The 12,225-nt window shown below is 40.4% G+C and carries 9 protein-coding genes; 7 read left to right on the plus strand and 2 right to left on the minus strand.

Going from position 1 to position 12,225, the window contains the following annotated elements; genetic code table 11:
- Positions 1-6: 6 nt before the first annotated feature.
- Positions 7-2,520 carry an HD domain-containing protein gene (locus PHY84_RS02110; protein ID WP_299857248.1) on the minus strand — a complete coding sequence of 838 codons (2,514 nt, stop codon included), beginning with the start codon at positions 2,518-2,520 and terminating at the stop codon, positions 7-9.
- A gap of 92 nt (positions 2,521-2,612) precedes the next feature.
- Between PHY84_RS02110 and PHY84_RS02115 the strand changes: the two genes are divergently transcribed.
- The 7 genes from PHY84_RS02115 to PHY84_RS02145 all read left to right on the plus strand — a co-directional run bounded on the left by PHY84_RS02115 (position 2,613) and on the right by PHY84_RS02145 (position 11,027).
- Positions 2,613-2,900, plus strand: a complete 288-nt coding sequence (locus tag PHY84_RS02115) for a putative quinol monooxygenase (RefSeq protein ID WP_299857250.1) — start codon at positions 2,613-2,615, stop codon at positions 2,898-2,900.
- Positions 2,901-2,922: 22 nt separating this feature from the next.
- Positions 2,923-4,485, plus strand: coding sequence for an autoinducer-2 kinase (lsrK, locus tag PHY84_RS02120; protein ID WP_299857252.1), 1,563 nt, complete (start codon positions 2,923-2,925; stop codon positions 4,483-4,485).
- Positions 4,486-4,556: 71 nt separating this feature from the next.
- Entirely contained in the window at positions 4,557-5,756 is a 1,200-nt protein-coding gene (gene metK / locus PHY84_RS02125; RefSeq protein WP_299857254.1) for a methionine adenosyltransferase, read from the plus strand.
- Positions 5,757-5,758: 2 nt separating this feature from the next.
- Positions 5,759-6,814: an aminofutalosine synthase MqnE gene (mqnE, locus tag PHY84_RS02130; RefSeq protein ID WP_299857391.1), complete on the plus strand. Its 1,056-nt coding sequence runs from the start codon at positions 5,759-5,761 to the stop codon at positions 6,812-6,814.
- Between the two features lie 13 nt (positions 6,815-6,827).
- Positions 6,828-8,957, plus strand: coding sequence for an STT3 domain-containing protein (locus PHY84_RS02135; protein ID WP_299857256.1), 2,130 nt, complete (start codon positions 6,828-6,830; stop codon positions 8,955-8,957).
- A gap of 16 nt (positions 8,958-8,973) precedes the next feature.
- Complete coding sequence (gene galU, locus PHY84_RS02140; RefSeq protein ID WP_299857258.1) at positions 8,974-9,813, plus strand: UTP--glucose-1-phosphate uridylyltransferase GalU; 840 nt, start codon at positions 8,974-8,976, stop codon at positions 9,811-9,813.
- A gap of 2 nt (positions 9,814-9,815) precedes the next feature.
- Complete coding sequence (locus PHY84_RS02145) at positions 9,816-11,027, plus strand: glucose-6-phosphate isomerase (protein WP_299857259.1); 1,212 nt, start codon at positions 9,816-9,818, stop codon at positions 11,025-11,027.
- 18 nt (positions 11,028-11,045) lie between these two features.
- On the opposite strand, the gene PHY84_RS02150 is transcribed toward PHY84_RS02145, so the two are convergent.
- A complete protein-coding gene (locus PHY84_RS02150; protein WP_299857261.1) occupies positions 11,046-12,224 on the minus strand; it encodes a glutathionylspermidine synthase family protein in 1,179 nt (392 codons plus the stop codon).
- Position 12,225: the final 1 nt, after the last annotated feature.

The following is a 12,225-nucleotide window of genomic DNA, read 5'->3' on the forward strand; positions in this document are numbered from 1 at the left end:
TTCATCTTATACCAATTTTTTTGTAAGTAGCTTATAAATTTTTGCGACATTATTGCATATATCGTTTTGTTTTTCGATTAAGAAACTGTCTCTTACTTTATGTTTGGTACTGTGTATTTTTGCTGTGACTATGTTTATGCCCAGCTCCTCGAAGCACTCCATTATATACGCTAAAAGACCTTTTTGGTTATGTGTGTTGACGGTTACTTCTGCAAGAGTGAGCGAGTGTTCACAGTCCACGCTAATCTCCTCTTTGTGGATGGTAACATCTTTGAGTTTGACATGGCGGTTCATGTCAAATGCGTTATGAATGATACTCTCTATATGTCCGGCTTCTTCTGCTTCTACATGTTCTATAAACTCGATTTTAAAGTATTTGACCCCGTCAAAGAGTGTGAAAATTTCCATAGATGCGACATCAAGATGGCTGAGCATTGCAAGAAGGTAGCCTATGTTAAGCGGGATTTTTCTATAAATCTCTATACTTAGTGATTTGTCCGTGTTGATGGAGAAGTTGTAACTTTGTGTCTCTTTTGCAATCTGTGCGATTCTGATATTGTCAAGCTGCGTGTGTTTGAAAAAGAAAAGATTAGACTCTACCCGCAAAAGTTTGCTTTGCAGTAGTTTTGGGAGTTTGAGAAATTCGGGGAGTTTTTGCAGTTTTTTCTCTATGTTGATTCTCTTGGTCGCTTCGTTGATTCTTCCAAAATCTTCAGCGGCTTCAAGTGCACTGAGGTAGAGTTCATAAAGAAGATTTGAGTTGAAAGAGTTGAAAACTCCCTCTCCTACGCCGTTGATGTCGGCATAAGTGAGTATGTAGAGAAGTTTTAGGTTAGTTGCATTTTCGATGGTTGACATAAATTTGTAGAGCGTTTTTTCGTTGTGGATATTCTCTTTAAAGGCGATGTTACTCATGCTAACATGCTGTTTGATGAGTGTGACGCATCTTTGAATCTCCTCCTCTTTAAACTTCATCTTTTTGACAAAAGGGACGATGAGTTTTGCTCCGACCTCGCTGTGGTCTTGAACCCTTCCTTTGCCTGTATCATGAAAGAGCACGACTATCTTGAGCAGGAGTTTTTCATCAGCATTAAGCGCGTCATAGAGCTTTTTGATAAAAGCCTCTTTGATGTTCTCTAATGCCTCAATACACTTAATGGAGTGGATGTCAACGGGGTAGTGGTGGTAGCCGTCAAACTGTGGAAGGTGAAGCACTTTTTTAAAAGCACCAAAGAGATGATGGAGTATGCCTGCGTCATAAAAGAGCTTTAAAAAGCTGTACATATTTTGCTTTTTAAATAGCTCTCTCAGGAGTGTATAGCTCTTTGCTTGGAGCGGATGAGAGATTTTTGTATAGGTAAACTGGCGTAAAAAACCTGCATCGAAATGGTAAGGTATATCTTCAAGCGAAACTAAAATCTCCAGAAGCGTATTTAGCGGTTGAATCTCAAGGTTGTATGAGGCATAAACTCTCCCCTCTAGCGTGTAAATGCCTCTGCTTAAGCGGTTTTTCTTGAACTTTGTCACAAGCGACATATCAACGATATAGGGACGCACCATTTTTTTTACAAAGATTTGTGTAAAGTTGCTGATGCGCCACTGTGCTTCAAGGACTTTTGTTACCATCTTTTGTTGGTTTTTAAATCCAAGCATTTGGCTAACATCAGGGATAAGCTCCAAAAGAAGCCTGTCTTCTTGCTTATTTGTGATGAGGTGCAGTGCACTGCGCACACGAAAGAGAAGTTCCAGTGCGATGCGGTACTCCCTGTACTCCTCTTCCAAAAAAAGTTTTCCGGTCAAATCCTTAAGCGAGTTTACCCCGTAAATGGTTTGCGCTATCCAAAAAAGAAGGTTAGAATCACGAAGTCCGCCCGCACTCTCTTTGATGTTTGGCTGCATCACATTTGGGTACTTTTTGCGCCGTACCTGCGCCTCTTCTATTTTGGCAAGGATAAACTCTTTTTGGTTAAAGAGGCGGATTTTGCCCAGCTCTTTTGTTGTACTGTGCCATGTGAGTGTGGAGCCCGTGACAAACCTCGCCTCCATAAGTGCCGTGCGGATGGTGATATCGTTTTGGCTTGACGCAAAAAGCTCTTTTGTTTCATGAACTCTGTGTCCAAGCTTTAACCCTGCATCAAGGGCAAGATAGAAAAACTTTTCGATGATAAGCTTTGTATGAAACCCCTCTACATCTTCATAAGCGATGAGCAGATCGATATCGCTATGAACACACAACTGCTCCCGCCCATAACTCCCAAGCGCAACAATAGCGATAGGAACAGAGCTGCGCATAGGCATATAGTTTCCAAAAAGACGTCTTAAGACAGTTTTATACATCAAAGAGATGATAGAATCAAGCCCTTTTGTGTGACGGACTAAAAAATCCTTCCCCTGACTTTTTTCAAAAAGCTCTCCTAAAGAGCTTTTGTACTCTTTGATATAGGCTTTGAAAAGTTTGGAGAGCTCAAAATCACTCCCGTTTTTTTCGATAATATCTTCTATCTGCAGAGTTAAATCCAAGAGAAATATCCTAATTTTTTTATCATTATAGTCAAATTACCCATTTTTGCTATAATCGCTACGATTAAAATTTAAGCATAGGAAAATATGAGATGACAATAACAAAGAAAGTAACATTTATAGCAAAAAAAGAGGGTGTCGAGAAGATGAAGGAGCTTCTAAGTGCGATGGTAGCACCAAGCAAAGCAGAGGACGGATGTATTTTTTATGACATTTTTCAGTGCAAAGATAGACCAGAAAAGTTCTTTGCAGTTGAGACTTGGAGAGACGAAGCAGCACTTGAGGGGCATAGAACTTCAGAACACTATAAAATCTATAAAAGCAGTTATGAGCAGTATTGCGAAGATAAGTACACCGAGGAGCTAAATATACTTGGGTAGTTTGATTATGAAAGAAAAAAAGATGAACTACTTAATGGCGATAGACGCGGGAACCGGAAGTGTTAGAGCCGTAATATTTGATACTTTTGGCAATCAGATAAGCGTTACGCAAAAAGAATGGACTCACATAGAAGAAGAGGGTGTGGCTAACTCTATGAGTTTTGATTTTGCTGCAAATTGGCTTTTGGTGTGCGGGTGCATAAGAGAAGCCTTAAAGAGTGCAAACTTAAGCGGCGAAGATATAGCCGCCCTTAGTGCAACCAGTATGCGTGAGGGAATTGTTCTTTATGACAGAGACGGCAGAGAACTTTGGGCGGTGGCGAATGTCGATGCCAGAGCAGATAAAGAGGTGAGATACCTAAAAGAGAACTTCAAGGGAATCGAAGAGGAGTTTTACAAAGAGTCTGGGCAAACTTTTGCGCTTGGGGCAATTCCACGCATTATATGGTTAAAGAACAATAGAGCAGAACTTTATGAGAGAGTTGCGAAAATCTCTATGATTGGGGATTGGATTTTGGCTCGTCTTTGCGGAGTGATTGCAACGGATCCGAGTAATGGCGGGACAACGGGGATATTCTCTTTGAAAAACCGTGACTGGGCGAGTGAAATGGCAGAAAAAGTCAGTTTAAAAGATGATATTTTTCCAAATGTTTTAGAAGTCGGAACTTTAATGGGAAGCGTTAGTGCAAAGGCATCCAAAGAGAGCGGTTTGTCCATAAACACTAAAGTGGTCATGGGCGGCGGAGATGTTCAGCTTGGATGTGCGGGTTTAGGCGTCGTAGATGCCTCTCAAGCTGCAATTTTGGGCGGCTCCTTTTGGCAGCAGGTCGTAAATATTGACAAAAATACGCCGCCACCAAGTGATATGAATATAAGAGTAAATCCGCATGTTATTCCAAACCTTTCTCAAGCAGAGGGGATTACATTTTTTAGCGGTTTGGTTATGAGATGGTTTAGGGATGCTTTTTGCGACATGGAGAAGCTTCAAGCAAAAGAGCAGGGAGTTGATGTTTATGCGCTTATGGAAGAAAAAGCCTCTAAAGTTCCAGTCGGTTCATACGGAATTTTACCTATCTTTTCAGACAGCATGAAGTATGCAAAATGGTATCACGCAGCTCCGAGTTTTTTAAACCTTAATATAAATCCGGAGATTTGTAATAGAGCGTCAATGTTTAGAAGTCTGCAAGAAAATGCAGCGATAGTGTCAAGCATAAATCTCGATAAAATAAGAGAGTTTACGGGTGTAGAGATAGATGAAATTGTCTTTGCAGGCGGTGCGAGCAAAGGCAAACTTTGGTCTCAAATAGTTGCAGATGTGACGGGATGCAGAGTCAAAATCCCCAAAGTAACCGAAGCAACGGCGTTGGGTGCGGCTATGGCGGCAGGTGTTGGAGCAGGTATATACAAAGATATGAAAAGTGCTGCAAAAGAGCTTGTGGTTTGGAAGAGAGCCTATGAGCCAAATCCTCAAAACAAAAAAATATACGATGAGATAAAAATAAAATTTACAAAAGCGTATGAAGCACAATTGAAGTTAGTTGATGATAATATCACGGCTTCAATGTGGAGAGCGCCTGGTCTTTGAAGGCCAAAATCAAAATGCGTTTTCTGAACTAGTCTGCACTTTTGCGGGCTGATAATAACTCAAGGAAAAAGATGTATTTATTTACGAGTGAAGTAGTTAGTCCGGGACATCCCGATAAATGTGCGGATATTATCGCAGACAGCATAGTCGATAAGCTAATTATCGGAGACCCGAAGTCAAGAGTTGCATCAGAGGTTTTTGTTGCAGGAAAACATATAGTAATCGGCGGAGAGGTAACTTCAAAAACAAGAGTTACGACTGAAGATTATAAAAAAATTGTTCATGATGCACTTGTAAACATAGGTTACGACGGCAATCCGTACTTTACAAAAGAGGAGTGCCTTCATCCTGAAGATGTTGAACTTCAAGTGCTTTTAAATGCGCAGTCTCCAGACATCAACCAAGGCGTTGACCAAGAAGACGGAGAAACGGGTGCTGGCGATCAGGGTATCATGTTCGGTTATGCCGACATTGAGACGAAAAACTACATGCCAAGTGCCATTACATACGCAAGAGTTTTGATGGAGAAAGTTTATAACTTTGCAAAAGCAAATCCCTCAAAACTGGGCGTTGACATCAAGACTCAAGTTACTATGGACTACGGCAAGAAAGAGAACTTTGAGAAGTGCCAACCGCAAAAAATCCACACTATAGTTGTTTCAGCTCCGTGTGTAAATACCATGGATATAGTTACGGTGCGAAAACTTATCGGCGAACTGATAGACGATGCAGGGCTTCCAAGCGAACTTTACAACAAAAACGACTGTATCATTCACATCAACCCGACTGGAAAATATGTATCTCACTCATCACTGCATGATTCAGGACTTACCGGAAGAAAACTCATCGTTGACAGTTTTGGCGGTTATGCACCTATAGGTGGCGGTGCTCAAAGCTCTAAAGACTACACGAAAGTTGATAGAAGCGGGCTTTATGCGGCACGCTACATTGCAAAACATATCGTTGCAGCAGGACTTGCCAAAAAAGCACTGGTTCAAATCTCTTATGCAATCGGGGTTGCTCGCCCGACTTCAGTTGCGGTTGATACTTACGGAACAGTGATAAACGGTTTGGATGATGATAAACTCTCAGCTTTTGTACAGGAGAAATTTCCGCTTACTCCAAACTGGATAACACGCAAATTCAATCTTGACCATCCGTCCAAAGAGACATTTTTGTATGCAGATGTAGCGGCTCGCGGGCAGGTAGGGCAGAGTGACTATCCATGGGAAAAGCTTGATGCGCTTGAGATTTTTGAGGCTCTAAAATAGTGATGAGCCTTAGAGGGAAGATAGAAGCAGGAGAGAGAGTTAGTTTTGATGAGGCACTCTCTCTTTACGAGATGGATTTGTTTGAACTCGGCTCGCTTGCATCAGGCATAAGAGAGAGACTTCACGGCAAAAAAACATACTACAACATTAACCGCCACATCAATCCGACAAATGTTTGTGCGGATGTCTGCAAATTTTGTGCTTACAGCGCAACAAGAAAAAATCCCAACCAATACACCATGACGCACGAACAAATCATGGATATCGTAAAAGATGCCGCAAAAAGGGATATAAAAGAGGTGCATATCGTCTCGGCGCACAACCCAAATACGGGCTTAGAGTGGTATCTGGAGATTTTTAAAAAGATAAAAACCGCATATCCGCATCTGCATGTAAAAGCTCTGACAGCCGCTGAGATAGACTTTTTGGCAAGGCATTACGGCAAAAGTTATGATGAGATACTAGATCTTATGGTAGAGTACGGCGTGGACTCTATGCCGGGTGGTGGAGCTGAAATTTTTGATGAAGAGGTGCGAGACTATATCTGTAAGGGTAAAGTATCGTCACAAGGCTGGCTTGAGATTCATAGAAAATGGCATGAGCGAGGTAAAAAAAGTAATGTTACTATGTTGTTTGGGCATGTAGAGGGCCGAGCAGAGCGCATAGACCACATGATGCGCATAAGAGAGCTTCAAGACAAGACGGGCGGATTTAACTGCTTTATCCCGCTTGTTTACCAAAAAGAGAACAACTACTTAAATATCAAAGACCCTATAACAGCAAACGAGATTTTAAAAACTATGGCGATAAGCCGCATAGTTTTGGATAATGTTCCAAACTTAAAAGCCTACTGGGTTACTTCAACTGTTGGTCTGGCTCTTGTAGCTCAGGAATTCGGTGCAAACGATTTAGACGGAACGATAGAAAAAGAGTCTATAAACTCCGCGGCGGGCGCAAAAAGCGCAAACGGTATAAAACTAGAGGATTTTAGAGCGCTCATAAAAAACAGCGGCTTTGTTCCATTTGAGAGAGACAGTCTTTATAACGAATTGGAGTAGATGGGGGATGCCTATGAGTACATGGACAAAAGAGACGAAAACAACACTGCTTTACATTGTACTCGCGTTTGCGTTTTCAGTTGCGATGAGGATGGTTTGGCTCTATCAGTTTAGCGGCTATGAGCCTTTTTATCACAATGCCCAGTTTATGATAAACACAAATGACGGTTATTATTTTGCAGAGGGTGCGAGAGATATCTTAAACGGTGTACATCAAGAAAACGACCTCTCTGCACTTGAGAGTGCCGCCTCGCAACTGACTGCATTTTTTGCTTATATCTTGCCTTTTTCTTTTGAGACTGTTATTCTCTTTATGCCCTCTGTGCTTAGCTCGCTTATCGTTATACCCATTATCCTTATAGCAAAAAACATTGACAGCTTGGAGATGGGCTTTGTAGCGGCACTTTTGGCAAGTATAACGCACAGCTACTACAACCGTACGATGATAGGCTACTATGATACCGATATGCTTAACATCGTACTTCCTATGTTTTTGCTCTGGTCGATTATCTGGGCAGTTAGAACCAATGAGGATAAATACCTACTTATTACGGCCTTGGATATTTTGGTGTATCGTTGGTGGTATCCTCAGAGTTACTCTTTAGAGTTTGCATTTTTTGGACTTATCCTTTTTTATGCTTTGGTGTTTGATAGAAAAAACCTCTACAACTACAAGCTTTTAGCCATTATGATGTTTGCGATGGTTGGTCTTGATGGGTATGTAAGGGCAATTTTGGTTCTTGGAGTATTTTATATATTCAAACAGAAGCAGTTTGATAGGTATATCTACTATGTTTTGGCTCTTTCTGTTGCCCTGTTTTTTCTATCGGGCGGATTTGACCCTATCTGGTCGCAGTTGAAAAATTATGTATTTAAAGATGCCGTGAGTGCAGGCGAAAAAGGGCTTAAACTTCACTTCTACTCGGTAATGCAGACGGTAAGAGAAGCTGGGCATATATCTTTTGAGACCTTTGCAAATCGTATAAGTGGGCATACCGTTACATTTGTGCTCTCGGTTGCCGGATATATCTATCTCGCATACAAGCATAAAGTGATGCTTTTTGGACTTCCTCTTATCGGTCTTGGCTTTTTGGCGTATGTAGGCGGACTTAGATTTACTATATATGCCGTTCCTGTATTGGCATTTGGAGTTGCGTTTCTTATAACTCAAACTGCTCAGTTTATGCCAACATCAAGACTTAAATTTTTAGCACCGCTTCTTCTTACGATTTTAGCTATCTACCCAAATATCGTGCATATTCAAAACTACAAAGTTCCTACGGTCTTTAATGCCGATGAGGTAAAAATCTTGGAGCAGTTAAAGGGCAAGGCGGACAGAGAAGATTATGTAGTCGCTTGGTGGGATTACGGCTATCCGCTAAGATTCTACAGTGATGTTAAAACACTTATAGACGGCGGTAAGCATAGCGGAGATGTCAATTTTCCTGTCAGTTTTATATTGACAAATCCTCAAGATGTAGCTGCAAAAATGGCAAGGCTTGATGTGGAATATACAGAGAAAACTTTTGCATTTGTAAAAGAGAACAAAGAGCGCGTTAGAGATAAAAATTTAACTATCTTCTCCAACGTAGAGCAGATGACAAAAGAGTATGGATTTAGCGATACAAACGACTTTTTGCTTTCGCTTCAAACAGAGATAGAACTTCCACAAAAAACAAGAGATATCTATTTCTATCTCCCTATAAGAATGATGGACATATATCCGACAGTAGAGATGTTTTCCAACATTGACCTTATGAGCGGCGAGATGAAAAAGCGCTCTTTTTTCTATATGACAAAGTCTTTTAAACAAGAGGGAAACAGTATCAATCTTGGTCAGGGAGTCGTGTTTGATTTGCAAGCTGCAATGCTTAGTATCGGAACTCAAAAAGTAGCAGTGAAGAGATTTGTTCAAACAGCATATGATAAAAATATGAAACTGACAAAAAGTATGCAGATGGCAAATCCTGCAGGAGAAGTGAGCATAGTTTACATGTCTAACTACAACACTTTTTTAGTTCTTGACGAAAAAGCCTACAATTCACTCTATATTCAGTTAGCAGTTTTGGAAGAGTATGATAAAATGCTATTTGAAGAGGTTGTTTTAACCCCTCAAGCAAAAGTATATAGATTAAAAATTTAATGACAAAGGCGAGTATATGCCACAAAACAACACAAAAATAAGAAAATGCCTTTTTCCGGCTGCCGGATACGGAACTAGATTTCTTCCTGCTACAAAGGCAATTCCAAAAGAGATGCTTCCAATCCTTACAAAACCGCTATTACAGTACGGTGTAGAAGAGGCTAGAGAAGCGGGTATAAATACCATGGCAATCGTAACGGGACGCGGAAAACGCGCCATCGAAGACCACTTTGACAGGTCGTATGAGCTTGAGCATCAGATAAACGGAACTCCTAAAGAGTTGCTTATGAAAGAGATACGCGATATTGTAAAGAACTGTACTATTACTTACACAAGACAAGTTGAGATGAAAGGTCTTGGTCATGCTATCCTAACGGGGGAAACGCTTATAGGAGATGAACCGTTTGCGGTTGTTTTGGTGGATGACTTGTGTGATAATGACGGAGAATCTGTTTTGACTCAAATGGTAAAACTTTTTGATAAATATAGATGTTCTATTGTAGCTGTTGAAGAGATACCTTTGGAAGATACAAATAAGTACGGCGTTATTGCAGGTTTTGAAGAGGAGCAGGGCGTTATAAGAGTAACCAATATGGTTGAAAAACCGGAACCTAAAGATGCGCCTTCAAATCTGGCAATTATAGGAAGATATATACTCACACCCGATATTTTTGACATCATAAGAGAGACAAAACCGGGAAAAGGCGGAGAGATACAGATAACGGATGCCCTTTTGGAGCAGGCAAAACAAGGAAGAGTAATCGCCTACAAATTTAAGGGCAAAAGGTTTGACTGCGGAAGTGTGGATGGATTTGTCCAAGCGACAAACTTTTTTTATAACAAAAACGAAGAGTAGTCATGCACTATCAACATAACTTTATTCCGACAATTTCAGATGAAGATGTTTTTAACCATATAGCAGCGCAGAGGGAGTCGGTAGGATACTACAATCTTGTACATCAAGATACTTCTGCTTTTAAAGAGTATGCTTCAAAAGTAAAACAAAACAATATTGTCGTTATTGGGATTGGTGGCAGTACACTTGGAACTTATGCTATTTATAAATTTTTAAAACACTCTAAAAATTTGGATAAGAAGCTTTTTTTCCTTGAAACCACAGACCCTATAGATATAAAATCAAAACTCAAAAGAGTTGAAGATTTGCAAGATACACTTTTTATCATCATATCCAAATCCGGAACAACGATAGAGACGGTTTCGATTTTTAAATACATAAACTCTTTGGTAAAGTGTGATGAGCATAACACGGTGGTTGTAACGGAGAGTGACTCAAAGTTAAATCAATATGCCGTTGCAAACGGGCTTAGAAATTTTGAGATACCAAAAAATGTAGGTGGAAGGTTTTCTGTTTTTAGTGCAGTAGGACTGCTTCCTTTGGCGATTGTAGGTATAGATATTGATGAGCTTTTAGATGGTGCAAAAAAAGTCTATAACTCTTTTTTTGAGCAAAAAGAGGCGTATGAGAGGGTGCTTAAAAAGGCCCGTTTTTTTGTAGAGTGCAAAGATAGTTTCAATATCAATGTTGTTTTTTCCTACTCATCAAGACTTGAAGGGTTTAATAAATGGTATATTCAGCTTTGGGGTGAGAGCTTAGGCAAGGTAGATCGCAATGCCACAAGACAGGGACTTACTCCTATTGGCATTATCGGACCCATAGATCAGCACTCTTTTTTACAACTCATCGTTGAAGGCAGACGCGATAAGACTGTTACCGTTATCAAGGTAGAGGATTTTGCAAGTAGTTTGAAAATTCCAAAAATCGGACTTCAGGGACTTGAAGAGTTGGATTATATAGATGAGATAGAGTTCTCTGCACTTATAAACAAACAAGCAGACGCTACAATAGAATCTATACAAAATTTAGGTGATATTCCGTGTGATGTTATGACCATAGATAGCGTAAATGAGCGAAGTATCGCATCGCTTATGTATGAGTATGAGCTTTTGACATCCGTATGTGCAGAGTTTATGTACATTAACGCTTACGACCAACCAGGTGTAGAAGCTGGAAAAATTATCCTCAAGCAAAAGCTAAAAGAGGGTAAGTAAAAAAAGCGTAGGGCTGTTTTATACCAAAACATGCCCTACAAATTTGCTCATATTGTTCAAAATCTCACCGCCTTTTCTAAAACCAAGCCCGCATGCTTCATAGGCAAAAAAAACTCCGGCTTGATATTTTGCGCCATCTTTGTCTCTTGGAAGTTCTGCGTACTTTTGATACACCTTTTTATGGTTGCCATAAACTCCCTCTTGCTCTTCTAAAAGTGCGCCATCGCTTCCAAAAATAGCAATATTTGCTCCCTCTCTGCCAAACATAGGTTTTGCAACATGTTTGACCCCTTTAAGCGGTTCAAATGATGTCTTGAGCAGGTAAGGCGAATCAGGGAAAAGGTCATAAAGAACCTTGAGCATCCCTTTTGATTGAAGCAGAAGCGTATAGGCAGGGTTTAGGATAATTGCATTTTGGTTCTGCATGATATTTGTAAGCGTTGTTGCAAGTTCCGGCTCGTCTGTTGCTATATCTTCCCACGGATATAGTTTAAACCAATACTCGTAAGCATTGTCGCCTCTATCATAAATGCCATTTTCATCAAACCTTACATCTCCGAGATACTCAAAACCGGTGTTAAATCCTGCATCCGTTGCCATCTGACGTAAAAGTTTTGTAGTCGCTTCTTCTTCGTCGTTTCCATGGATAGATGAGAATAGTATTTTCCATCCCTCATAATGCTCATCAAAAAGCTCTGTGTCTTCAAAGAGTGTTATAAGACGTTTAAAGTTCTCTTTTATAGCTTCATATACGTTGTTGAACTGTTCATTCTCGTCCATGTTGTTGGCTTTGAGCAGCACCCATTGAAGCAGGGCAGTCTCAAAAAGAGAGGTTGGCGTGTCGGCGTTAAACTCCAAAAGTTTGATAGGTTTTCCATCGATTCCGCCCGCAAAATCAAATCTGCCATAGATATGCCAGTGAACATCATTTTCCCAGCTTTTTTTGATGGCGTCAATAAGATTGAAAGGGATGCCAAGTTCAAAAAAGAGGTTGTTTTTTATAACGTACCCGGCTGCTTCTACATACATGTCGTAAATTTCATTTGCCGCCTCATAGTAAGCCTCTGCCTCTTCGTGCGTTACTTGAACCAATGAATCGCTTATATATCGGTTGTTATCGCTATCTGTGTGCCAAGTAAATCCAAGCTCTTCAAGCTGCTCGTTTTTGAGAGGTTTTATATGCTGTAGCTGAACCATT

The sequence above is a fragment of the Sulfurimonas sp. genome (assembly GCF_028694605.1).
Taxonomy (GTDB): Bacteria; Campylobacterota; Campylobacteria; order Campylobacterales; family Sulfurimonadaceae; genus Sulfurimonas.

Coding starts and splice junctions, on each gene's coding strand:
- PHY84_RS02115 (WP_299857250.1), top strand. CDS start 2,613: ATGACAATAACAAAGAAAGTAACATTTATAGCAAAAAAAGAGGGTGTC.
- lsrK (WP_299857252.1), top strand. CDS start 2,923: ATGAACTACTTAATGGCGATAGACGCGGGAACCGGAAGTGTTAGAGCC.
- metK (WP_299857254.1), top strand. CDS start 4,557: ATGTATTTATTTACGAGTGAAGTAGTTAGTCCGGGACATCCCGATAAA.
- mqnE (WP_299857391.1), top strand. CDS start 5,759: ATGAGCCTTAGAGGGAAGATAGAAGCAGGAGAGAGAGTTAGTTTTGAT.
- PHY84_RS02135 (WP_299857256.1), top strand. CDS start 6,828: ATGAGTACATGGACAAAAGAGACGAAAACAACACTGCTTTACATTGTA.
- galU (WP_299857258.1), top strand. CDS start 8,974: ATGCCACAAAACAACACAAAAATAAGAAAATGCCTTTTTCCGGCTGCC.
- PHY84_RS02145 (WP_299857259.1), top strand. CDS start 9,816: ATGCACTATCAACATAACTTTATTCCGACAATTTCAGATGAAGATGTT.
- PHY84_RS02150 (WP_299857261.1), bottom strand. CDS start 12,224: ATGGTTCAGCTACAGCATATAAAACCTCTCAAAAACGAGCAGCTTGAA.